Annotated in this window: 12 protein-coding genes and 1 pseudogene; 10 read left to right on the top strand and 3 right to left on the bottom strand. The window is 42.1% G+C overall.

The features are described 5' to 3' along the window. Positions 1–56: 56 nt before the first annotated feature. Positions 57–608, top strand: a complete 552-nt coding sequence (locus CAL6303_RS14770) for a GIY-YIG nuclease family protein (protein ID WP_015198609.1) — start codon at positions 57–59, stop codon at positions 606–608. Between the two features lie 19 nt (positions 609–627). On the opposite strand, the gene CAL6303_RS14765 is transcribed toward CAL6303_RS14770, so the two are convergent. After that, complete coding sequence (locus CAL6303_RS14765; RefSeq protein WP_015198608.1) at positions 628–1,308, bottom strand: Uma2 family endonuclease; 681 nt, start codon at positions 1,306–1,308, stop codon at positions 628–630. Between the two features lie 196 nt (positions 1,309–1,504). On the opposite strand from CAL6303_RS14765, the gene CAL6303_RS14760 reads away from it, so the two are divergent. The 3 genes from CAL6303_RS14760 (at position 1,505) to devC (ending at position 6,416) form a co-directional block, all read left to right on the top strand. Continuing rightward, a complete protein-coding gene (locus tag CAL6303_RS14760; RefSeq protein WP_015198607.1) occupies positions 1,505–3,919 on the top strand; it encodes a GH116 family glycosyl hydrolase in 2,415 nt (804 codons plus the stop codon). 139 nt (positions 3,920–4,058) lie between these two features. After that, the gene (locus CAL6303_RS14755; protein WP_015198606.1) at positions 4,059–5,075 is read left to right on the top strand and encodes a potassium channel family protein; all 1,017 of its coding nucleotides are present in this window, start codon (positions 4,059–4,061) and stop codon (positions 5,073–5,075) included. A gap of 183 nt (positions 5,076–5,258) precedes the next feature. Next, the gene (gene devC / locus CAL6303_RS14750; protein WP_015198605.1) at positions 5,259–6,416 is read left to right on the top strand and encodes an ABC transporter permease DevC; all 1,158 of its coding nucleotides are present in this window, start codon (positions 5,259–5,261) and stop codon (positions 6,414–6,416) included. Positions 6,417–6,433: 17 nt separating this feature from the next. Here devC and CAL6303_RS14745 read toward each other — a convergent pair whose 3' ends face one another. After that, positions 6,434–7,711, bottom strand: coding sequence for a ribulose bisphosphate carboxylase small subunit (locus tag CAL6303_RS14745; protein WP_015198604.1), 1,278 nt, complete (start codon positions 7,709–7,711; stop codon positions 6,434–6,436). Positions 7,712–8,189: 478 nt separating this feature from the next. Between CAL6303_RS14745 and rpsT the strand changes: the two genes are divergently transcribed. The 4 genes and pseudogenes from rpsT (at position 8,190) to CAL6303_RS14720 (ending at position 19,645) form a co-directional block, all read left to right on the top strand. Further along, on the top strand, positions 8,190–8,492 hold the full coding sequence (rpsT, locus tag CAL6303_RS14740; protein ID WP_015198603.1) for a 30S ribosomal protein S20: 303 nt from the start codon (positions 8,190–8,192) through the stop codon (positions 8,490–8,492). Between the two features lie 87 nt (positions 8,493–8,579). After that, positions 8,580–9,365, top strand: a complete 786-nt coding sequence (locus tag CAL6303_RS14735) for a TatD family hydrolase (RefSeq protein WP_015198602.1) — start codon at positions 8,580–8,582, stop codon at positions 9,363–9,365. 749 nt (positions 9,366–10,114) lie between these two features. Then, positions 10,115–13,447, top strand: a complete 3,333-nt coding sequence (gene rpoB, locus CAL6303_RS14730; protein WP_015198601.1) for a DNA-directed RNA polymerase subunit beta — start codon at positions 10,115–10,117, stop codon at positions 13,445–13,447. Between the two features lie 174 nt (positions 13,448–13,621). After that, a pseudogene (locus tag CAL6303_RS14720) lies at positions 13,622–19,645 on the top strand (DNA-directed RNA polymerase subunit beta''). A 556-nt stretch (positions 19,646–20,201) separates the two neighbouring features. Here the strand turns inward: CAL6303_RS14720 and CAL6303_RS14715 are convergent. Next, a complete protein-coding gene (locus CAL6303_RS14715) occupies positions 20,202–21,812 on the bottom strand; it encodes a cellulase family glycosylhydrolase (protein ID WP_015198598.1) in 1,611 nt (536 codons plus the stop codon). A 1,043-nt stretch (positions 21,813–22,855) separates the two neighbouring features. On the opposite strand from CAL6303_RS14715, the gene hisD reads away from it, so the two are divergent. After that, positions 22,856–24,163, top strand: coding sequence for a histidinol dehydrogenase (gene hisD / locus CAL6303_RS14710; protein WP_015198597.1), 1,308 nt, complete (start codon positions 22,856–22,858; stop codon positions 24,161–24,163). A gap of 476 nt (positions 24,164–24,639) precedes the next feature. Then, positions 24,640–25,062, top strand: a complete 423-nt coding sequence (locus tag CAL6303_RS14705; protein WP_085953325.1) for a universal stress protein — start codon at positions 24,640–24,642, stop codon at positions 25,060–25,062. The last annotated feature ends 55 nt before the right edge of the window (positions 25,063–25,117 follow it).

The following is a 25,117-nucleotide window of genomic DNA, read 5'->3' as shown; positions in this document are numbered from 1 at the left end:
CGTGGTATCGCATAAACTGCCAACTGCATCGCCTAAAACTCAACTAATAACTAAAAATGGATCAAGACGAACAAAATATAATTAAATTACAGGATTTACCAGAAATCCCTTATATAGATAGTAACGGTCAAATACCAGAGGAATTTCAAGGTAGAATTGGCGTTTATGCTATTTTCAATCAAGCTAAAATCCTTCAATTTGTCGGCTATTCACGAGATATTTACGTCAGTTTAAGACAGCATTTAGTACGTCAACCAGAGAATTGCTATTGGATAAAAGCCCAAACAATTGAACGTCCCAACCGTACTATTTTAGAAACTATTGAAAAAGCTTGGATTGCTGAAAATGGCAATGTACCTGTAGGTAATGGTGATGCCAAAGAAAAATGGACACAGGCAATTAATGCCAAAGCCATGATGAATGCTGAAGAAAAAGCTAATTTTGAAAATCCCATCCATGATGAAATTGGGAAAATGAAAATTTTGAAAAATGTAGCGCGGCGTGTAGAAGCAGAAATATTACAAGTTTTGGCAGCACGAGGTTTACAGACACAAGTTAGATTTAATCCCAAGTTAAAAGAAGAGGGATTATTGGATTTGAAATCGTAAACTAACCAACTTTGACAGTCTAAATTGTATCTGGATCAATATTTAATTCTCGGAGTTTTGCTGCCAAACGTTCTGCTTTTTGTTCAGACTTTTGTGCTGTTTCTTCAGGTGTCGGAACTAATTTCCCATCTGTTGTAAACAACCGCAATAAACCCTGGTAAATTCCCAAATATAATCCTAATTGTTGACTCCACAAATATCCTTGTTCATTTGCTTGCAGAGGTTGATATTCTCCATCAACTAAATGAAACCCGGCAAATTCTTGTGTATATGGATCAAACCAAAAATAATCAGGGGTGCGGAAAGTATCTTGATAAATTTCCTTTTTTAAACCTCTATCTGTTTTGGCTGTTGAGTCAGAAAGTATCTCCAAAATCAAATTCGGGTATTTGCCATCTTCTTCCCAAACTACCCAACTTTTACGGGTTTTACGTTCACATCCCAAGACGACAAAGAAATCTGGTCCTCGGAAGAATTCTGATTTGAGTTGTCGGGGACTATAGTAGATAGTTAGGTTTCCGGCTGCATAAAAATCATTTCTATCTTTCCACAGCCATTCTAAACAGGTTAAAAGTAAAATTATTTGTCGCAGATGCAGTTCTGTTTCCAAGGGAGGTTCATCGCTATATAAATCACCAGGAGGAAATATCACATCACTGGAGATGCCTTGCTGAGATTCTAATTCTTCGGCTATGGTCATAGAATTGATCTGGCATCAGTTAATCTTGGGCTTATTTTAGCAAAATTACAGCATTAAATTCGCAATATTAGCAATATTTCAATTGTTGTAGGTGTAACCATTCGTGTGGAATAAACATACAATTGACTGCGGTAGCTTGAGAAAAATCTCACATCGCGCTAGTCTTCGCTTGAGTACAAGCTAAAAAAATGACGCAATGAGAACTCAGTCTTCCTCAACAATTCCTCCTGTAACTTGGAATCGTCCCATCGGTTTAGGTTGGGAAAAGCCTTATACTGTGCGCTATGCCAGTAATATTGATGATGGTCCCTGGCATGGAATGCCTCTAGGTGGATTTGGCGCTGGTTGCATTGGGCGATCGCATGGTGGAGATTTTAATTTCTGGCATATTGATGGTGGGGAACATGTGTTCAAAAATATTCCCGCTTGTCAATTTAGTCTGTTTGAGTCGGTTGGTGAGTCATCCCAAGCTTATGCTTTAGCTACAGCAGCACCCGCAGATGGAACATTGCAAAGCTGGAAATATTACCCCCAAAGTTCTCCAGAACAAAATACGGGAACTTACCATGCTTTATATCCCCGTAGTTGGTTTGAATATGGGGGAGTATATCAAGCAAATATTACCTGTCAGCAGTTTTCACCAATTTGGGCTGATAATTACCAAGAATCTAGTTATCCAGTGGCTGTATTTTTGTGGAATTTACATAATCCCACCAATGCACCCATTACTCTGAGTATTATGCTTACCTGGGAAAATATGGTGGGTTGGTTTACTAATACTTCCAAATCTCCAGAAGTGATAGTACGGGATGATGGTAGCCCTGTGTATGAATATCAGCCACGTTTGGGTCAAAGTCAAGGTAATTTTAACGAAATAGTTGACAATGGTAACACCATAGGGGTTGTTTTAAGCGGTATTAGTGGTGAAGTAGTTCAAGAAGGCGATGGGCAATGGTGTTTTCTCACCAGTAAGCAGGCAGGAGTCGAAATATTTTCCCATTCTCGCTGGAATCCCACTGGTAACGGGGAGGAAATTTGGCAAAGTTTCGCCGCAGATGGTTCTTTAAGTAATTACCAAGATGCCACACCTGCAACAGATGAACGATTGGCGGGTGCTTTAGCTGTGCGCTTGACTTTGCAACCTGGAGAAACCCTAGAAGTTCCTTTTGTTTTGACTTGGGATTTCCCGGTGACAGAATTTGCTGCGGGAGTAAATTACAATCGTAGATACACTGATTTTTTTGGTAGTAATGGCAAAAATGCATTACAAATTGCCGAAACAGCTTTAGAACAATACCGAGATTGGTTAGAAAAAATTCAGACATGGCAAAAACCGATACTCAATCGCCATGATTTACCAGATTGGATGAAGATGGCTTTGTTCAACGAACTTTACGATTTAACTGCTGGGGGTACTTTGTGGAGTGCAGCATCACCCAAAGATCCTGTGGGGCAGTTTGCAGTTTTAGAATGTTTGGATTATCGGTGGTATGAAAGCTTAGATGTGCGGTTGTATGGTTCCTTTGGGTTGTTGATGCTGTTTCCTGAGTTGGAAAAAGCCGTGATGCGGGCATTTGCCCGGGCAATTCCGGCGAGTGATGAGAAAACCCGCGTCATTGGTTACTACTACACAATTGGTGCCGAAAGTCCCCTAGCTATCCGTAAAGCTGCTGGGGCAACACCCCATGATTTAGGAGCGCCAAATGAACATGTGTGGGAAAAAACCAATTATACCAGTTACCAAGATTGCAATTTGTGGAAAGACTTGGGTAGTGACTTTGTGTTGCAAGTATACCGAGATTTTGTATTTACAGGTAGCAAAGATATAGAATTCCTGGCTGAATGCTGGGACGCGATCGCATTAACTCTAGAATACCTTAAAGCCTTTGACAAAGATCATGATGGTATCCCCGAAAATTCCGGCGCACCCGATCAAACCTTTGATGATTGGAAGTTACAGGGAGTTAGCGCTTATTGTGGTGGGTTATGGTTAGCAGCTTTGGAAGCAGCTATTGCCATCTGTGATATCTTGCTGGAAAACCATGGAGATCAGGAAAAACTTACCGCCCAAAAGATAATTTATACAGACTGGCTGGCAAAATCTCGCCCAATTTATCAACAAAAACTTTGGAATGGACAATACTATCGTCTCGATAGTGAAAGCGGTTCGGATGTAGTGATGGCAGATCAGTTATGTGGTCAATTTTACGCCCGTTTGCTGAAATTAGCTGATATTGTCCCCCACGATTGTGCCATCTCTGCCGTGCGAACAGTTTACGAAGCTTGTTTTATCAACTTTAACGACGGCAAATTTGGCGCTGCAAATGGTTTGCGTCCCGATGGTTCACCAGAAAACCCCAAAGCAACTCATCCGTTAGAAGTGTGGACAGGTATTAATTTTGGCTTGGCTGCCTTTTTGATGCAAATGGGAATGCAGGATGAAGCTTGGAAATTAACGGAAGTTGTAGTGCAACAAATTTACGACAATGGCTTACAGTTCCGTACTCCAGAAGCAATTACTGCAACTGGAACTTTCCGTGCTTGTACTTATTTGCGAGCTATGGCAATTTGGGGAATATATTTAGTGTTAATAGGGAACAGTGAACAGTAAGCAGGTGGGTAGGAAAAATTATCGTTGGGGGGAGCGAGTAGTGAGTAGCGAATAGTGAGTAGTGTTAAGGGTTATAAAGGTGAAAAGAACTGTTTATTCCACCCTTGAATTAAAATATAGGCGTATCCAAAAAGAGTTAATGGCAGGTACGTTAGCTCTAATTGGTGTTTCTCTGATTGGGACTTCGTGGTACCACTTTGTAGAGGGCTGGTCATGGGAAGATGCGGCATACATGACAGTAATTACCCTTGCCACTGTCGGTTATGGAGAAACACAACCGCTGGGTAATCGAGGTCGGCTATTTACTATTGCCCTGATTTTGATGGGTGTGGTTGTAATTGGTTATATCGTTAATCGATTTACAGAAGCAGTAATTCAAGGCTATTTTCAGGAAGGAATTCGGGTGCAACAGCAACAACGATTGATGGAATCCCTGTTTGATCATTACATTATTTGTGGATTTAGTCGGACTGGTCGTCAAATTGCTAAGGAATTTCAGGCGGAGGGTGTGTCATTTGTAATCGTTGATACAGAGACAGATTCAGTTCGGGTTGCTCAAAATGAAGGGTATATTATCTACCAAGGTGATGCGACACTTGATGAAACTTTATTACGTGTAGGCATTGAGAGGGCGGTTTGCATCGTAGCAGCATTACCATCAGATGCTGAAAATTTATACATACTACTTTCGTCGAAAACACTGAATCCAGAAATTCGCGCGATCGCTCGTGCAGGTACAGAGGAAGCTGTGAAAAAGTTAAAGCGTGCAGGTGCAGATGCAGTAGTTTCACCCTACATCACTGGTGGAAAACGGATGGCTGCGGCTGCATTACGTCCACGCGTGATGGATTTTGTGGATGGGGTTCTCAACGGTACAGATCGTCAACTATACATGGAGGAGTTACTAATTGACCCCTTAGTTTGTCCGTTTGTAGGACAAACCTTGGAAAAAGCCAGATTGCGATCGCACTCTGGCGCTTTAGTACTAGCAATCCGCCGCTCTGACGGCACCCTAATTGGTGGACCAACAGGCGATACGATTTTAATGTCAGGTGATTTACTGATTTGCATGGGAACGGGTGAACAATTAAGCAGCCTTAACCAAATTCTCGAACCTATCACTACTAAAAAAATGCGCCGCTCGAAGAATAGGTAAGGGGCAGGGGAGGCAGGGGAGGCAAAGGAGCAGGGGAAGCAGGGGAGGCAGGGGAGGCAGGGGAGGCAAGGGAGCAGGGAAGGCAGGGGGTTTCAGCTAACGGTTAATAGCTAATAGCCAGGAAACCATTATTCGTATCAACAATTTTGTGAAATGGTATCACCTCTTGGAGAATCTGAATAAATGCTGCGTAGATTTTTCGGCAAAATTCCTTTAGCATGGCAGCAATTAATGAAGGAAAAAATGCGTTTGGCAGTTGCTTTAGCTGGAATTGCCTTCGCAGATATTCTTATGTTTGCTCAGATGGGATTTGAAGGGGCATTATTTGATAGTTCAATCGCACTTCATAAGCATTTTAATACTGATTTAGTTGTTGTAAGTCGGAATTTTGAAACCATTTATTCAATTCGAGATTTTTCTCAAGATTTTCTCTATCAAGCAAGGGGCTATGCAGGTGTAGAATCTGTTAGTCCTGTCTATATTGGTTTAGGTAAATGGAATAATCTGGAAACACATAGTTTACAGACAATTTTGATTGTGGGAACTGATCCGGCAAATAAAATCCTGGCTTTTCCAGAATTTGATGCTAATCGTAGCCAACTACAAATACTCAACCAAGTACTTTTTGATCAGGCTGCTTTCCCAAAAATTATTGATTTACTTCAACAGCAATCTCAGGTTGAACTTAATATCAATGAGGTGACAGTTTTAATCAAAGGTTTATTTAGCTTGGGTAAATCCTTTGCTAGTTCAGGCAGTATTATCACCAGTGATTTAACATTTTTACGAGTTTTTCCCAGTCATCAAGCAAATCAAATTGCAGTCGGGTTAGTTAAATTAAAACCCGGTGCAAATCCTCAACAGGTAATCCAAACTCTACAAACAGGGTTATCAGATAATGTCAGGGTTTTAACACCACAAGGTTTTATTGATGTCGAGAGGAATTATTGGTCAAAAACAACACCCATTGGCTTTATTTTTGGCGTTGGGGTAATTGTTTCTTTTATGGTGGGTAGTGTAATTGTTTACCAAATTCTCTACTCTGATGTTGCTGCACACCTCTCAGAATATGCCATGCTCAAGGCTATGGGATACACTAACAATTATCTGTTGGGGGTTTTAGCACAGGAAGCTATGTTCTTAGCTGTACTTGGCTACTTTCCAGGATTGATCTTAGCATCTGGGTTTTATGCCTTAGCTGCAAGTGCAACCATGCTACCCGTAATTATGACATTAGAACGTTGCATAAATATTTTCTTGCTCACGTTAATCATGTGTTTTGTTTCTGGTGCGATCGCTATGGGAAAATTACACTCAGCAGATCCAGCAGACTTGCTTTAAACTCACCATTACCAGAGTTAGGGATGTGGACGCTGAATAATTTTTTCCATTGAGCGTTTTTTTGCTTTCGGATCAATGCCAAACAAACGAATATATTCTCCGCTATACTGATTCAAACATTTCTCTACAGTCGACACGGCATCAGCATTACTAGTAATACCTTCCATTGCACAACTTTGCCAAGAACCTGTGCGGAAGCGTCTTGCATCTACATGTTCAATACCAATTTTGTAACCCTGTGATAATATTTGCTGTATTTGTGCTTTAGTTTCAGAATTTAAGTTACTTTTAGATGCGTATTGTTTGTAATAACCATCACCGTTAGTAACTTCATGGGTTGCGGGTGGATTATTAACTGTGGTGAGATTATTTTCTACTGCTGGTGTAGTTGGTAAACCTACAATTTTTCTGGAATATAGTCCCCGGTTATATTGTTCCACTAATTGGGAATTTTCCACATGTTGCTGTTCAGATACCATAAAATTCCCCATCTCCAGTAACCTAGACAAACTGAAATCGGGTTTTCCAAAGATTGGTGCAGCTTCTGCGCTGTTAACAACTCGCTGAGAAACATTTTCCACCCCGATATCATGAATGAAGTGCAAAACCTGCTCATCGTAAAGACGCGATCGCATGGCACTATAAAAGTCTATAGATTGGTTAGGGAATGTATCTACTAGTTGGGCAACTTCCCGTCTTGAAAGTCCATCATCACCAAATATCCCTTCTACAACTCCCACTTTATCATCTCGGTCTGGTTCCCAATAGAATTTTTCCATTCTTCCATCCCGAATCAATGGTGCATACAAAGTTGAAAAATCATTACCTGTGACAATTATGGGTACCCGTCGTAAGGGAGTAGAATCATAACTTCCCGGTAACTGCACGTCTGTGGGATTATCGGCAATATTCATTAATGTCGCATTTACCAACTGGGTATTAACTGTATACTGCGTTCCTTCATCAAATCTGCCTGCACCCGCATCCAAATCATTAATCATCAGCACGCACATTTTACCGCGCACCTTCACCAATTCCGCAGTTTCCCGATAGCGTAACCGAATTAACCTTGCAGGATCTCCCGCATCAGGACTTTCCAATTCACCCCCAGAAATCAGAGTTACTTCTATCCCCATCCGTTCAAATACCAACTCACACTGAAAGGATTTTCCTTCACCTTTACGTCCGTGAACACCTAAAATTAGTGGTACACGTACACCAGGAATATTTAGAAAATTTTTGGTAATGTGAACTGCCAATTTGTCAAGAAACCGAGGTGCGATATAATAACCCATAATTTTGTGAATAAATATTTGGTAATGCTGTAGATCATCTTAGTTTTTTTCTGACTATTATTGTTGAAAATTTTCTCTCGGTAAGGAACATAACTCTTCTTCCTCCGGGAACATCTCACTTTCGTAAAAATAGTATTAGAGTGACCTTTGGAATCCCCACCTACTACTTCGCAGAAGCAAGCTAAAATAAATTCAGGTGGGGATGATGTCAACAGAAGCTCTTTCTCTCCGTCTCAGTTTTCCCCCTGCTCCCTGCCTGTTTTGACATAATTTGCGGAAAGGTTTATCCTATAAGCGTTTAGTCATGCCAAACTTAAGCTGATTTGTCATCAGTCACTGGCAAAGGTATATTCTCCATATACCCATATTTATTTTTTCCGATATTTTTCTATAAATTTATTGAATTTGGCATTAGTAGTGCTATATTAGTAAATCTAGTAGTGTGTGTACATAATTATAGTCTTCCTGGAAGTATACAGTGGCGAATTCAAAGTCTGCTCTCAAGCGTGCCAAAATCGCAGAACGTAACAGATTGCGTAACAAGTCTTATAAATCAGCAGTTAGAACGCTGATGAAAAATTACTTTGCAGCCTTGACAACCTACGCTGCAAACCCCAGCCCAGAACAAGAAAAAGAAGTTCAATCCCGCATGTCAGACGCTTATAGCAAAATTGACAAAGCAGTCAAGCGTGGGGTTATTCATCCTAACAATGGAGCCAGGAAAAAGTCTAGATTAGCTAAAAAGCTGAAGCCAATTACCCAAGCAACAGCGAGCACTTAACTAAATTGTAGTATTCATTTTGGTCTGCGATCGCACAATCCCATATTCAATGACCTGATGATTAGATAATCATAAGTAATATTTAAGATGCAGCTGATTGACACCCACGTACATCTGAACTTTGAGGTTTTCGAGCAAGATATAGCAGCAGTGCGATCGCGGTGGCAGGAAGCAGGTGTAGTACATTTAATACACTCCTGTGTACAGCCTTCGGAATTTCCGAGTATTCAAAAACTAGCTCATGCTTTTCCAGAGTTAAGCTTTGCAGTAGGTTTACACCCGTTAGACACAGAGCAGTGGAATAGCCAAAGTGCAGATGAAATATCTAAGCTTGCTAGTTCTGACTCGAAAATAGTTGCCATTGGGGAAATCGGGCTGGACTTCTACAAAGCTAACAACTGCCAACAGCAGTTAACAGCCTTTGAAGCCCAGTTAGATATAGCCACTGAACTGAATTTACCCATAATTGTTCATTGTCGTAATGCAGCAACGAAGGTGAGAGAAGTTCTGCAAAAGTGGAAAGAACTCAAAGGTGAACGCTTACGGGGAGTTATGCACTGCTGGGGGGGTACCCCGGAGGAAGCTCAGTGGTTTTTGGACTTAGGATTTTATATTAGTTTTAGTGGAACCGTAACCTTCAAAAATGCGACAGCGATTCAATCAAGTGCCATGCTTGTGAGTAGCGATCGCATCATGGTGGAAACTGACTGCCCATTTTTGGCACCAGTTCCCAAGCGGGGAGAAAAGCGAAACGAACCAGCATACGTTCGCTATGTGGCTGAACAAGTTGCTCAGTTACGTGGTGAAACCTTGGAAGAAATTGCCATGAAAACTACTCAAAATGCCTGTGATCTCTTTGGGCTGACTATCTGAGCTTAGTTTTTTGCAGGTCATGACTTGGGGATAAAAAATAAAATATTGGAGGAACTGAAATATGCTAATATTAATTCCTCCAAAAATGCTATCTTGCGTCATAATAGTTGAGGGCACAACAGCAGCTATCTATTATGTGGCTTAATCAAATGGTTCCAAACAAAACTATTTCTTGGACTTTAGTACATTAAAACCTCAGGCTCGCTCCAACTGGGCGATTCTAAACCAGGCGATATCCAAAAAATGCAATTATAGCAAGCATTGATTCCTATTTGTTCTGCAAAAGTTAAGATTGACAAGTCTAAATGAGTTAGGCAACTAGTAAGGCATATCACTTCTAACAATACAAAAACCCACATAATTTACCCAAGTATAACTACCTATAAAATTGATTAAATTCCCGAAAAATCAAGAACTGTGTTGTTTAAGCAACTCCCTTTCTGGAGATGAGTTGAGCAAAATTACCCAGAAAGTTTCTCCAAATGCCTATTTGAAATTGAGAGAAACCCGACCAGGCAAAGATATACCAAGCAATTTGCCAATATCAAGAGGCAGGTTTACAATTGCCAAAATCCATCACTCCCAGCTTTAATGAATCCATTTGCCTCTCTGCGCTGCTAAATAATAGCAAAATAGCTCAGAGTAGGCATTTGCCAGTGGCTTAATATCAATACGGGTATTATTTTGTAGAGACGAACCTCAAAATATTATCCCCAAGAAAGTTTAACCAGGTTGACAAAGGTAGAGGCATGACAAACGAAACATTGATGGAAGCCGCTTTCCTACTGCCCGACTTGATTGAAATCCAGCGCTCTAGCTTTCGCTGGTTTTTGGAAGAAGGGTTGATCGAAGAGTTGAATTCCTTCAGTCCAATTACGGATTATACAGGCAAACTCGAACTGCACTTCCTCGGTCAGAACTATAAAATGAGGGAGCCGAAATACAGCGTCGAGGAAGCAAAAAGACGGGATAGTACCTACGCAGTACAAATGTATGTACCAACTCGTCTAATCAACAAAGAGACTGGAGAAATTAAAGAGCAAGATGTATTCATCGGAGACTTGCCTTTGATGACAGACCGAGGCACTTTTATTATTAACGGTGCTGAACGAGTCATAGTTAATCAAATTGTGCGATCGCCTGGAGTATATTACAAGTCAGAAATCGATAAAAACGGTCGGCGCACCTACTCAGCCAGCTTGATCCCAAACCGGGGAGCATGGCTAAAGTTTGAAACAGATCGTAACGATTTGGTTTGGGTCAGAATTGATAAAACCCGTAAACTATCAGCCCAAGTACTCCTCAAAGCCTTGGGACTATCTGACAACGAAATCTTCGACGCTTTGCGTCACCCTGAATACTTTCAGAAAACCATCGAAAAAGAAGGACAATTTTCCGAAGAAGAAGCCCTAATGGAGCTTTATCGCAAATTGCGTCCTGGTGAACCCCCAACAGTTTTGGGAGGGCAACAACTACTAGATTCCCGCTTTTTTGATGCCAAACGTTACGACTTAGGTCGAGTTGGCAGATACAAACTCAACAAAAAACTTCGTCTGCAAGTTGCAGACACGCTCCGCGTTCTCACACCTAACGATATATTAGCAGCAGTCGATTACCTAATCAACCTCGAATTCGATATTGGTAATACTGATGACATTGATCACTTAGGAAACCGCCGCGTCAGAAGTGTCGGTGAACTTCTACAAAACCAAGTTCGCGTAGGCTTAAATCGCCTAGAGCGGATCATTCGGGAGCGGATGACCGTATCTGATGCTGAAGTCCTAACTCCCGCATCATTAGTCAATCCTAAACCTTTAGTAGCAGCAATCAAAGAATTTTTCGGATCCAGTCAACTATCTCAGTTCATGGATCAAACCAATCCTTTGGCAGAATTGACCCACAAACGTCGTCTCAGTGCCCTAGGACCTGGAGGGTTAACCCGTGAACGCGCTGGTTTTGCCGTTCGAGATATTCACCCCTCCCACTACGGAAGAATTTGCCCCATTGAAACACCAGAAGGACCCAACGCTGGTTTGATTGGCTCCTTGGCAACCCATGCCCGTGTTAACCAATACGGCTTTTTGGAAACACCCTTCCGTCCAGTAGAAAACGCCAAAGTTCGTAACGATCTCCAAGCAGTTTATATGACTGCTGATGAAGAAGATGATCTACGGGTAGCAGCAGGAGATGCCACTACAGACGAAAACGGCTACCTCATAGGACCCCAAGTACCAGTCCGTTATCGTCAAGAATTTTCCACCACCACACCGGATCAAGTGGACTTCATCGCCGTATCCCCGGTACAAATTGTATCCGTTGCCACCAGCATGATTCCCTTCTTGGAACATGACGATGCCAACCGGGCGCTGATGGGTTCTAACATGCAACGCCAAGCTGTACCCCTACTAAAACCAGAACGTCCATTAGTGGGAACTGGTCTAGAAGCGCAGGCAGCCCGTGACTCTGGGATGGTAATTGTATCCCGTACAGATGGAGATGTTGTCTACGTAGATGCCACTGAAATTCGTGTGCGTCCACGGGTTATTCCCACCCCAGATGATCAACCAAATAACCCTCAGCCGGCAGATATCAAATACCGTCTCTCCAAATACCAGCGTTCTAACCAAGATACCTGCTTAAATCAAAAGCCATTGGTACGGATTGGGGAGCGTGTAGTTGCTGGTCAAGTATTGGCAGATGGTTCATCGACTGAAGGTGGAGAATTGGCACTGGGGCAAAATATTGTAGTTGCCTACATGCCTTGGGAAGGATACAACTACGAAGATGCAATTCTGATTTCCGAGCGCTTGGTACAGGATGACATTTATACCTCAATCCACATTGAAAAATATGAAATTGAGGCACGACAAACCAAGCTTGGACCAGAAGAAATTACTCGTGAAATTCCCAACGTTGGTGAAGATGCCTTACGTCAGTTAGATGAGCAAGGAATTATTCGCATTGGCGCTTGGACAGACGCTGGAGATATCCTAGTCGGTAAAGTTACTCCGAAAGGGGAATCAGACCAACCCCCAGAAGAAAAATTACTACGAGCAATTTTTGGTGAAAAGGCAAGAGACGTTCGTGATAATTCTCTACGGGTACCTAATGGAGAAAAAGGACGTGTAGTCGATGTTCGCTTATTTACCCGTGAACAAGGTGACGAGCTACCACCAGGTGCCAACATGGTTGTTCGCGTCTACGTTGCTCAAAAACGGAAAATCCAAGTCGGCGATAAAATGGCAGGACGACATGGGAATAAAGGGATTATTTCCCGAATTTTGCCCCTGGAAGATATGCCCTATTTACCCGATGGTTCGCCAGTAGATATCGTCCTCAACCCTCTAGGTGTACCTAGCCGCATGAACGTCGGACAAGTATTTGAGTGCTTGTTGGGTTGGGCTGGTCACAACATGGGAGTCCGCTTTAAAGTGGTTCCTTTTGACGAAATGTATGGTGAAGAATCATCACGGCGGGTTGTCCACGGTAAGTTACAAGAAGCACGGGATGAAACGGGTAAAAAATGGCTCTATAACCCTGATGAACCCGGTAAAATCATCGTCTATGACGGTCGTACAGGAGAACCCTTCGATCGACCCGTCACCATCGGTGTCGCTTACATGCTCAAGCTAGTTCACCTCGTTGATGATAAGATTCACGCCCGTTCCACAGGTCCTTACTCCCTAGTAACTCAGCAACCCTTGGGTGGAAAAGCCCAACAGGGTGGACAAAGATTTGGAGAAATGGAAGTATGGGCACTGGAAGCATTTGGTGCAGCTTATACATTACAGGAATTGCTGACAGTAAAATCTGATGATATGCAAGGGCGTAATGAAGCCTTAAATGCCATTGTCAAGGGTAAAGCAATTCCCAGACCAGGTACACCAGAATCTTTCAAAGTGTTAATGCGGGAATTACAATCTCTAGGTTTAGATATTGCCGTCCATAAGGTTGAGACCCAAGCTGATGGTAGTTCCCTAGATGTGGAAGTAGATTTAATGGCAGATAACAATATCCGTCGTACTCCACCCCGTCCCACCTATGAATCGCTTTCCCGCGAATCCCTAGAAGAGGAAGAATAGACTGTAGTTATGCAGTTAGCCCACTATCTGTCTTAGCTAACTGCATATACTGGCTTTATTAGCGCCCAAAACAAACAAAAGATCTCACACAAAACTACATACTTCCAATTTACAAGGCTTAACAGCCTATTGACTTGCATTTAGCAATTTAGAATCTGAAAGCAAAGAATTCGCATGAGACCTGCCCAAACCAATCAATTTGATTACGTAAAAATCGGCTTGGCATCACCCGAACGCATCCGGCAATGGGGTGAGCGGACATTACCAAACGGTCAGGTAGTAGGGGAAGTAACCAAGCCCGAAACGATTAACTACCGGACATTAAAACCAGAGATGGACGGCTTATTCTGTGAGCGGATCTTTGGACCTGCGAAGGATTGGGAATGCCATTGTGGCAAGTACAAGAGAGTACGTCACCGGGGAATTGTTTGTGAGCGTTGTGGTGTAGAAGTCACCGAGTCACGGGTACGTCGTCATCGCATGGGCTATATCAAATTAGCTGCCCCCGTGGCGCATGTTTGGTATCTAAAAGGTATTCCTAGCTACATTTCTATCCTGTTAGACATGCCATTGCGGGATGTGGAGCAGATTGTATATTTCAACTCATACGTAGTTCTTAGCCCAGGTAACGCCGATACTTTAACTTACAAACAGTTATTGAGTGAAGATCAATGGCTGGAAATTGAAGATCAGATTTACAGCGAGGATTCCCAATTAGTGGGAGTTGAGGTGGGTATTGGTGCCGAAGCACTATTGCGTTTGTTGGCTGATATTGGTTTAGAACAAGAAGCTGAGAACCTGCGGGAAGAAATTGCTGGTGCTAAGGGTCAAAAACGAGCCAAGTTGATTAAACGACTACGTGTAATTGATAACTTTATTGCGACTGGCTCAAAACCAGAATGGATGGTAATGACTGTTATTCCGGTCATTCCCCCTGATTTACGCCCAATGGTGCAGTTAGATGGTGGACGTTTTGCCACCAGTGACTTAAATGATTTGTACCGTCGGGTGATTAACCGGAATAATCGTTTAGCCCGTCTTCAGGAAATTTTAGCACCCGAAATTATTGTCCGTAACGAAAAACGGATGCTTCAGGAAGCAGTAGATGCACTAATTGATAATGGTCGTCGTGGTCGAACTGTGGTAGGTGCCAATAACCGTCCGCTGAAGTCACTATCAGACATTATTGAAGGTAAGCAGGGGCGTTTCCGACAAAACTTGTTAGGTAAGCGGGTTGATTATTCAGGTCGTTCGGTAATTGTCGTTGGACCAAAATTAAAGATTCACCAATGTGGTTTGCCCAGGGAAATGGCAATTGAGCTATTTCAACCCTTCGTCATCAACCGTTTAATTCGTAGCGGCATGGTGAATAATATCAAGGCAGCCAAAAAACTGATTTCCCGTGCTGATCCCCAAGTTTGGGATGTTTTGGAAGAAGTTATCGAAGGACACCCAGTAATGCTTAACCGTGCACCAACTTTGCACCGTTTGGGTATTCAGGCTTTTGAACCAATTTTGGTAGAAGGTCGGGCAATTCAGTTACACCCGTTAGTTTGTCCAGCCTTCAACGCTGACTTTGATGGAGACCAAATGGCGGTACATGTGCCGCTATCGTTGGAATCTCAAGCTGAAGCTAGACTTTTGATGTTGGCTTCCAACAACATTCTTTCACCAGCAACAGGCAGACCAATTATTACACCCAGCCAAGATATGGTTTTGGGAGCATATTATTTGACTGCCGAAAATCCTGATGCGAAAAAAGGTGCTGGCGGCTATTTTTCTTCAATGGATGATGTGATCATGGCTTTTGAACAAAAGCAAATTGATCTTCATGCTTATATCTACGTCCGGTTTGATGGAGAAGTAGATTCTGGCGAACCAGATGGCGAACCATTGGAAGTAACCTCAAATGAGGATGGAACTCGAACATTGATGTATAAGTTCCGTCGTCGCCGTGAAGATGCCCAAGGAAATTTGATTTCTCAGTATGTCCGCACTACTCCAGGTCGCGTGATTTACAACAAAGCGATTCAGGAAGCTTTAGTTAGTTAAGGGTTGAACGTGAAGAGTTAGGAATAGATATTTTTATTTCTAACTCTCAACCCATTACTCCTAACTCTATAAGTATTGATTAAGGATTATTAACAAATGATTAACGAGAAAGTAGTCTTTCGGAATCGCGTAGTTGACAAAGGTCAGCTGCGGAATTTAATTTATTGGGCGTTTACCAATCATGGGACAGCGCGGGCAGCAGTGATGGCGGACAAACTAAAGGATTTAGGTTTCCGCTATGCCACTAGAGCCGGAGTTTCCATTAGTGTTGATGATTTGATGGTTCCTCCATCTAAGCGCAGTCTTTTGGATGCCGCCGAAGATGAAATTCGGGCAACAGAAGAACGCTATCAACGTGGGGAAATTACTGAAGTTGAGCGATTCCAAAAGGTAATTGATACTTGGAATGGAACCTCTGAGGCACTTAAAGATCAAGTTGTTCACCACTTTAGAAGTACTAACCCCCTCAACTCAGTTTACATGATGGCATTTTCTGGAGCGCGGGGTAATATTTCCCAGGTGCGCCAGTTGGTGGGAATGCGGGGGTTGATGGCAAATCCCCAGGGGGAAATTATTGGCTTACCAATTAAGACGAATTTCCGGGAAGGATTAACTGTTACTGAGTATATTATTTCCTCTTACGGTGCCCGTAAAGGCTTGGTTGATACGGCATTACGGACGGCGGATTCTGGTTATCTAACTCGTCGTTTAGTGGATGTATCACAGGATGTAATTATTCGGGAAATAGATTGTGGAACCACCAGAACTATTCCTGTACGGGCAATGACCGAAGGTAACAAAGTTCTGATTCCCTTGGGTTCTCGGTTGTTAGGTCGGGTGGTTGGAGTTGACGTTGTGCATCCGACCACGGGAGAAATTCTTGCTGAACGTAACACACCTATTTATGATGATTTAGCCAAGGCTATTGATAAAGCTGGAGTTAAAGAAGTCTTAGTGCGATCGCCTTTAACATGCGAGGCTGCTCGTAGCGTATGCCAACATTGTTATGGCTGGAGTTTAGCACATGGCAAAATGGTTGACTTGGGCGAAGCTGTGGGAATTATTGCTGCCCAAAGTATCGGCGAACCTGGTACCCAATTAACAATGCGTACCTTCCACACAGGTGGTGTATTCACCGGAGAGGTAGTTAAACAGGTACGTTCGGAAATTGACGGAACTTTGAAGCTGAGTCGAAAGTTAAAGACTAGAACTTATCGCACTCGTCACGGGGAAGATGCCCTATATGTAGAAAACGATGGTAGCATCACCGTTCAAAGTTCCAGCGGCAACAAAGAAATTGAAGTTAATCAAGGATCAACTCTCTACATCAATGACGGGCAAAAGGTTAAACAGGGACAATTACTAGCTGAGGTTGCCTTAGCTGGAAAAACTACCCGGATTAACACTGAGAAAGCTGTTAAAGATGTTGCAACTGATTTAGCAGGGGAAGTCAGATTTCACGAAGTCCTTCCAGAGCAAAAGACAGACCGTCAAGGAAACACAACCATTACAGCAGCGCGTGGTGGTTTGATTTGGATTCTATCAGGGGAAGTATATAATTTACCACCTGGCTCGGAACTAACCGTTAAAGAAGGTGATGCCATTGAAACCAATGGCGTGCTAGCTGAAACAAAACTGACAACTATCCATGGTGGGGTAGTACGTTTACCTGAAACCCAAGAGGGTAAGAGTACAAGGGAAATTGAAATTATTACAGCCTCTGTAATATTAGACCAAGCCACCGTCACATCCCAAAGTTCTCAAGGTAAAAATAACTATTTAGTCACCACTGGCAACAACCAAGTCTTTAACTTACGGGCAACTCCTGGAACCAAAGTTCAAAACGGGCAAGTTGTGGCAGAGTTAATTGACGACCGCTATCGTACCAACACAGGTGGTTTACTTAAATACGCGGGTGTGGAAGTCCAGAAGAAAGGTAAAGCCAAACTGGGTTACGAAGTAGTTCAGGGGGGAACATTACTGTGGATTCCCGAAGAAAGTCACGAAGTTAACAAAGATATCTCCTTATTGTTAGTAGAAGACGGACAATTCGTCGAAGCTGGCACAGAAGTCGTCAAAGATATCTTCTGCCAAAACAGCGGTGTAATTGAAGTTACCCAGAAAAACGATATTCTGCGTGAAGTTGTCGTTAAACCGGGCGAATTGCTGATGGTAGACGATCCAGAAGCTGAGATGGGACGTAACGGTACCTTCATTCAAGCGGGTGAAGAGTTGTTGGGACTAGTTGCCACCGAAATGCGTTACATCGAGTATGTGGAATCTCCCGAAGGTCCAGCATTGTTATCACGTCCAGTGGTGGAGTTTGCAGTTCCCTCGCAGCCAGATGTACCTTCTACTACTTCGGTAAGTCAGCAGACAGGACGTTCTATTCAGCTAAGAGCAGTTCAACGCCTACCCTATAAAGATTCTGAACGCGTTCGTTCAGTTGAAGGAGTAGAACTCCTACGTACCCAATTGGTATTGGAAATTGACCAGGAGGCTGAACATGATCACAATTCTTCACCTCTGGCAGCAGATATCGAATTAGTAGTGGATACTGAAGATCCTGAAATTCAACGTTTGCAGTTGGTAATTCTGGAAGCTTTAGTATTGCGCCGCGACACCACAGCTGATGCAACCCAAGGTAGCACCCAAACGAACCTGGAAATCGAAGATGGACAAACAATTGATCCGGGTGCAGTGGTGGCACGGACTCAAATCCTCTCCAAGGAGGGTGGAATTGTTCGTGGTGTGCAAAAGGGTACTGAAACAGTCCGTCGTTGCCTAGTCCTACGTACCTCCGATACTCCAATCACCAATAGCAGCAGCCAACCAAGCGTTAAAGTTGGGGATTTAATTGTTGAGGGTTCAGAAATCGCTCCTGGAGTTTTCGCTCAAGAATCTGGACAGGTAGTAGATATCATCAAACTTGGTGCAGAGAACGGCGAATCCGGTTCTGCACTCGCAAAGGAAAACTATGGCGTGAAAATTCGCACTGGTCGTCCTTACCGAGTTAGCCCTGGTGCAGTACTGCAAATCGAAGATGGTGACTTGGTACAACGTGGTGATAACTTGGTGTTACTGGTATTTGAACGTGCTAAAACCGGAGATATTATCCAAGGTTTACCACGGATTGAAGAATTGCTGGAAGCCCGCAAACCAAAAGAAGCATGTATTTTGGCGAAGCGTTCGGGAGAACTGAAGGTAGTCTATGGTGATGGGGATGAAGCCATCGGCATTAAGGTAATTGAGCAAGGTGGAACTGTAACTGAATATAACCTTGGACCTGGGCAAAACTTGATTGTTTCCGATGGACAACAAATTGTGGCGGGTCAAACCTTAACAGATGGTCCATCAAATCCTCACGAAATTTTAGAACTCTTCTTCAATTTGGGTCATGAAGATGGAATCTATGCTTGTGCTAGTGTCGCATTACAGGAAGTACAAACTTTCTTGGTGAACGAAGTCCAATCGGTATATCAATCCCAGGGTATCGAGATTTCCGATAAGCATATTGAGGTAATTGTCCGCCAGATGACTTCTAAAGTTCGGGTGGATGATGGTGGTGATACTAGCTTACTTCCTGGTGAGTTGGTGGAACTGCGACAAATTGAGCAGGTTAACGAAGCAATGGCAATTACAGGTAGCCCACGGGCACTGTATACTCCGGTACTTTTGGGGATTACTAAAGCATCTTTAAATACTGATAGCTTTATCTCCGCTGCTTCGTTCCAAGAAACAACCAGAGTTCTAACGGAAGCTGCTATAGAAGGAAAATCCGATTGGCTACGTGGTTTGAAGGAAAACGTAATTATTGGACGTTTGATTCCGGCGGGTACTGGCTACAATGCCTATGAAGAACCTAGTATCGTTGATGATTACTCCACTGATCTCACAGCAAGTGTCTTAGATGAGGTGGATGATCCCTTGGATATGGTGCTTGATGATCGTACAGCCCGCAGCTATAACCTAGATACAACCCTTGGTATGGGTGATGCTGGCTTTGGCAGTAGACGTACAGACAAATCTATTCTCGATGATGAGGAATTCATCATGCCGAATGAGGTGACTGATTTGGATGAGGAAGATTTTGAAGACGATGTTGATGATATTGATGAAGATGATGATGATGATTTTGAGGACTAAGATCTAAAGTCTAAATCTCAAAAGTAATAACGCTATTATCTGAAGGTCAGATAATAGCGTTTTATTTTAAACTGCTGTAGGGTTAAAGCGCAGCGCTCATTGGTGTCAACTTAATGTGAAACCCTCTTGAAATATCCTTTCCAGCATATGGCTGGAACTAGGCTGTTGACTCTGTGACTTTTTCGGGATTTCATTCATGCAAAAAACGTGGATAGTCACGATGGCTGAAAGCTTGATTTTGATAGGGTTTTAACGAGATATTAAACGCCACGAACAAAAGTACCAAAAATCGCCTAAAAACCAACAAAGTCAACAGCCTAGGCTGGAACTGCATTCTTTAGAGGCTCCTGCCTCCTTATGTGAGGTGTACACACAAGTATCGAATTCCCTATATTTTTTATAATTCCACGCCCGCCAACGGTTGAAACCGCCGTCCAATAGCTAAAGTCATCTACAAGATGACTGAATATTTTTAGTTTTTAGTCCATTTCAATGGATCTTTGCTGTGAGACTGGGATTTTCAATCCCAGGCGGAGTGAGGGATTTACTGCTCTGCTTAATTCCCTTTGATAATTTCAATTTTTTGCGGTTGATAATCGTTACCCAATTTCTTGGCACAAAAGCCTATATCTCTAACTTGAGTGGGTTCGATGACTTTTCCCCAATCTAAGGGAGTGACAATATACTTACTTTTTGCTTGTTGCTGAAAGTTGGCATTCCAGGATTGGTTAATTTCAGCTTGATTCATGCTGAATCTAAGTTGCCAATTTTGGATTTTACTGTTGCTGGGGTTGCTAATTTTGAGACTCATGCAATATCCTGATTCCCAATCTGAATCTATTTCGGTTGTGACTTGTAGGGGAGAAAACGAATAGTTTTGTGGAATTGGTTGGCTAGGTTTTGGTGGTTGAGATGGAGTAGTACCCTTATTAACTACTGCTATAGATGGAGGATTAAACTTGACTGGTAGGATTTTCGACAGTAAAACTTGTTTGGGAACATCTACAGTTTGCCAATCATCTAGCAAAACTCCACCAGTGTCACCACTGTTAGGATTCCAACTCCAGTAAGTATAACTGAGGTTTTTCTCAGCGATAAATTTAACTAGTTGATTTTGCCAAATTCCTTCCGTGGATTTTGTGTCAACATTTCTACCACCAAATTCCCCGATTAAAATAGGTGCGATTTGTTTACGGGCAATATAATAGAAGCCAGTTTCCCAACGCGATCGCATATTACCAGGAAAGCCCTTTTCTTGGAAGTAGGGCATCTTATATACCCCCGGACCATATTCATGGGGTGAATATACTAGTTTATTGCGACGTGATAAACGTACTGGGTAGCGTCTAACACCCTCTAAGTTTCCGCCTTGCCAATGATGCTTAAGTTTTTGCCCAGGAACGTTATCTGCAACACCTTCAACTACGATTAACCAGTTGGGATTTATACCCAAAATTGCATTACCTGCCCGTTCTGCGGCGAGTCGCCAATCTGTGGCAAGATTGGATGTACCCCAACTAGCTTTACCGTGGGGTTCGTTTTTCAAATCTGCACCGATTACGTTAGCTTGGTTTTTATAGCGCTGTGCCAGCATTTTCCAGGTATCAATCCAGTCTGCTTCTGTAAACCCGTCTCCGTACCATAGGGGAGGAATTCTTTTATCGCTGAGTCTATGACTGTCGAGAAGAATTAACAATCCTTGTTTTTCGGCTGCTTGAATCACTAAATCCATCACTTCCAAGGGTGTTTTACCTTGAAGTTCAGCATTACGACCAATGTTATAATCAATACTGCGAACCTCTGTTGAGCGTAATGCCTCTACGGAGTAAGGAAAGCGAATCACGTTATATCCCAAGATTTTCATTTGCGAAAGCATCTCTTGGTAATCCCGCTTCCATAAACCGTGGGGTGCATGGGATTCAGTTTCCATCCCAAACCAATTTAACCCCCGTAATAATACTGTTTTACCTTTAGCGTCAACAATTTTTGCTCCACGGGTTGATAGTGGTAGTTGCATTGCAACAGGAGGAACAGCAGCGGTAGATTGGCTTTCGATCGGTAATTTTGGCAATATCCCCCCAAAAAAGACTGCTATCGCAACAGAAAGTATAACGAATTTTTGATAAAGTTTTGATTTTTGCCGTTTCCGCTTCCAGATATGTCGCATAGTATAATGACCTTATTTGTATTGGGGATATTTTGAGAAGGTATATCTTATAGGAATTGTTGATGTACCACTAAGCAATCCTTGATTCACCATCATATTCATTACTATTAAAAGCGTCACTTATTTGTTACTTCAATTCTTTAGCAATAGTGCTAAATCTTTAGATTTAATTTGTGGGCATCAGTAAAATAAATTCTCTTAAATCATCCTTAAATCGGGACAAATCTGGAAAATATGTAGTTGATTTTGAAGATATTTTTTAATCTAGCTACATAATTATATTCCATCAAAATGTTATATTTTATGGGAATAAAATCACACTCAATAATTAGGAATAATAAAACACCAGTATTTATTGCCTATGCCTGGAAAATAGATATTTACAGCAAACAGCTTACAGGTCTGGAAAAAATAAGTTAAAATTAGACAACTGAGTATGGGCAGTAAAAAATAATATATTTACTCTAAAATTGCAAAGCAAATATAATTAGGAAGTTAAACGATGTGGAAAAAAATCTGATGTGAATCTATAGGAATCTTACTGGAATATTGAATAAGACTTCAGTACAGTTTATACTTACTACTCCATAACCCTGATAGATAGGTTCAAAAATAAAAAGGGATTACTATACTAAGAAGGGTTAGAAAACTAACTTCTCAAAATGCTGTTAAGGCTTATTTATAGGTGTTCTAGCTAATTGGTAACAGCTAATCGCTAATAGATCTCACTATATATGCCTAAGATGTTCTCGCAGTAGAATTGGCTTAGGTAAGGATAAATGACAATTTGTCGGATCTTTTATCGGAACATAAATGAGTTAGATGAATTGAGAAAACGGGAGAATTAGAAGATATAAAAGTTACCAAGTCACAAAATATAGGATCAAAAAGAATTAACCATATTCTGTAAAGTCCCCCAAGTATCAAAAAAATCCAGGTTAAGCTAGAAAAGAGATCTCAATTTAGCTTTATACCCTCTGGGATAATAAGGCAGATTGGTTCTCAGGCGGGAATATTCTGAAAGTTGGCATTGTCCTAACTCCATGCTGCGAATCATTACTCAGCAAGACGTAAAAGCAGAACTACAGCGCATATGCGATCGCACTCGTGATGAACAGGTACTTCATAAAGAAGCAACAGTCCGCGAAGTGCTACAAGCAGTAAAGCGCCAAGGTGATAAAGCTGTTTTGTATTACACTGCCGAATTTGATCATCAAATTCTCAAGCCAGAAGAACTACGTATTTCCACCTCGGAAATGGACGCAGCTTACCAACAAGTGTCAAGGGAGCTACTCCAGGCAGTTCGACTTGCTTGTCGCCAAATTGAGGCATTTCACCGTCAACGAGTTCCCAAAAATTGGGTACATTTTGGTGATGATGAAGTTGTCTTCGGAAAACGTTACACTCCTATTGAGCGGGTGGGTTTATATGTACCCCGTAGTCGGACTTCATCCATAAGTACAGTACTGACAAACGCAATTCCCGCAAAAGTCGCAGGTGTTCCCAGCATTGCCATGGTGACACCACCCCGCGCCGGAAAAATCAATCCGGGGCTGTTAGTCGCTGCACAAGAAGCCGGAATCAAAGAGATTTATCGGGTCGGAGGAGCGCAAGCGATCGCAGCTTTAGCTTATGGCACTGAAACCATTCCCAAAGTTAACTTAATCGCCGGACCCGGCAATATCTACGTCACCCTAGCGAAAAAACTTGTCTATGGAGATGTTGGAATTAATACACTAACAACAACCAGTGAAGTATTAATTATTGCTGATAATACAGCTAATGCCGTCCACGTAGCCGCCGACATGTTATCACAGGCAGAACATGAACCCATGGCAGCAGCAATTTTAATGACAACTAACACAACACTCGCCAAAAACGTCCAAGTTGCCGTAGAAAGACAATTAGTCAATCATCCCCGTCGTCTCGACACCGAAAAAGCACTTGCCCATAATGGTTTAATTGTCATTGTCGAATCCCTCGAAGCTGCCGCCGAATTTTGCAACGAGTTTGCACCAGAACATCTAGAATTAGCCGTCGAAGATCCCTGGGCTGTTTTACCCCTAATTCGTCATGCTGGAGCAATCTTTTTAGGACACTCAACACCCAAAGCCGTAGGAGACTACGTAGCAGGAGCAAACCATATTCTTCCTGCCTCCGGTTCCTCACGTTATGCTTCAACCCTAGGAGTAGAAAACTTCCTCAAATACTCCAACTTGATTCAATATTCTCAAACCGCCTTAGAAAACATTGCTAGCACCATAGATATATTAGCAAATGCTGAAGGCTTAACCTCCCATGCTGATTCTGTCAGACAACGAGTTCAAATTAATCGGGATGAAGATCTTTAACAAAATAAAACTGATTTTATTGGTAGGCACCTAATTTTGTTAGGAATGCGTATTAAATAAAATACAAGTTTTTATTTTGTGGAACAGGCATCCTGCCTGTACAAATTAGATTAACGGGCAAGACTTCGGCGTGAGCGCTCAGTCCTTACCTCCGGTACACTTCGTTCCGACAAGCTCAGGAACCATCGAACGCTGCCCATTCCACAAGATATGTATATTATTTAGGGTCTGCTGTATAGCCCTTTCGGGCATCCAAGAAACGCGTAGCGCTATTCACCATCGGCATCCAAATTCAACATGAAATTGTTAATTTTTTCTTCGACTTGCATCAAAAAGTAATCTATAGCTGCAAACTAAAAACTTAAGACTACATAGCTTCAAAAGAGGATTATAAAGAAAAAACTTATTTACATGTAGTAATAACAACTCTTGCATTTTAGATTTTACTTAGGTTGGCATTTGAGGAGGAAACAGTGGTGTTCAATTCTATATTGGTAGCTCTAGATGATTCCGAACTAGCCGAGGAAGTCATTAACACAGTGTGTAACTTGATGGTATCTCAAGAAACAAAGATTATTCTTTGCCATGTATTTCCTCCCGCACAATCGGAGATGGAATTACCATATGATGTACCGAATACCCAAAATGTAGCTTTTTCCTATCTCCATACTGAAAAACTTCAAACTTATCAAAGCTATTTACCAGTGGAAAGTACAATTGAACTAGTAATGGGAAATCCACCAGAGGAAATTATCCGGCTAGCAAATATCCATAATGCTGATTTAATCGTCATTGGTAGTCGTGGTTTAACTGGGATGAAGAAAATTGTCCAAGGTTCAGTTAGTAGCCAAGTAGTAGAAGATGCCAACTGCTCAGTATTTGTAGTGAAACCAAGCTAATATATTTTTAAATAAAAGTTTCAAGAGTATTGCAACAAATAAATGATGCAAAACT

The sequence above is a fragment of the Calothrix sp. PCC 6303 genome (assembly GCF_000317435.1).
Lineage (GTDB): Bacteria > Cyanobacteriota > Cyanobacteriia > Cyanobacteriales > Nostocaceae > PCC-6303.
Note: the sequence above shows the minus strand (reverse complement) of the source record. Positions and strands in the feature narration are given on the sequence as shown.

Excerpts from the sequence above, each read along its gene's own strand:
- CAL6303_RS14770 (WP_015198609.1), top strand. The coding sequence starts at position 57 with ATGGATCAAGACGAACAAAATATAATTAAATTACAGGATTTACCAGAA.
- CAL6303_RS14765 (WP_015198608.1), bottom strand. The coding sequence starts at position 1,308 with ATGACCATAGCCGAAGAATTAGAATCTCAGCAAGGCATCTCCAGTGAT.
- CAL6303_RS14760 (WP_015198607.1), top strand. The coding sequence starts at position 1,505 with ATGAGAACTCAGTCTTCCTCAACAATTCCTCCTGTAACTTGGAATCGT.
- CAL6303_RS14755 (WP_015198606.1), top strand. The coding sequence starts at position 4,059 with ATGGCAGGTACGTTAGCTCTAATTGGTGTTTCTCTGATTGGGACTTCG.
- devC (WP_015198605.1), top strand. The coding sequence starts at position 5,259 with ATGCTGCGTAGATTTTTCGGCAAAATTCCTTTAGCATGGCAGCAATTA.
- CAL6303_RS14745 (WP_015198604.1), bottom strand. The coding sequence starts at position 7,711 with ATGGGTTATTATATCGCACCTCGGTTTCTTGACAAATTGGCAGTTCAC.
- CAL6303_RS14735 (WP_015198602.1), top strand. The coding sequence starts at position 8,580 with ATGCAGCTGATTGACACCCACGTACATCTGAACTTTGAGGTTTTCGAG.
- rpoB (WP_015198601.1), top strand. The coding sequence starts at position 10,115 with ATGACAAACGAAACATTGATGGAAGCCGCTTTCCTACTGCCCGACTTG.
- CAL6303_RS14715 (WP_015198598.1), bottom strand. The coding sequence starts at position 21,812 with ATGCGACATATCTGGAAGCGGAAACGGCAAAAATCAAAACTTTATCAA.
- hisD (WP_015198597.1), top strand. The coding sequence starts at position 22,856 with ATGCTGCGAATCATTACTCAGCAAGACGTAAAAGCAGAACTACAGCGC.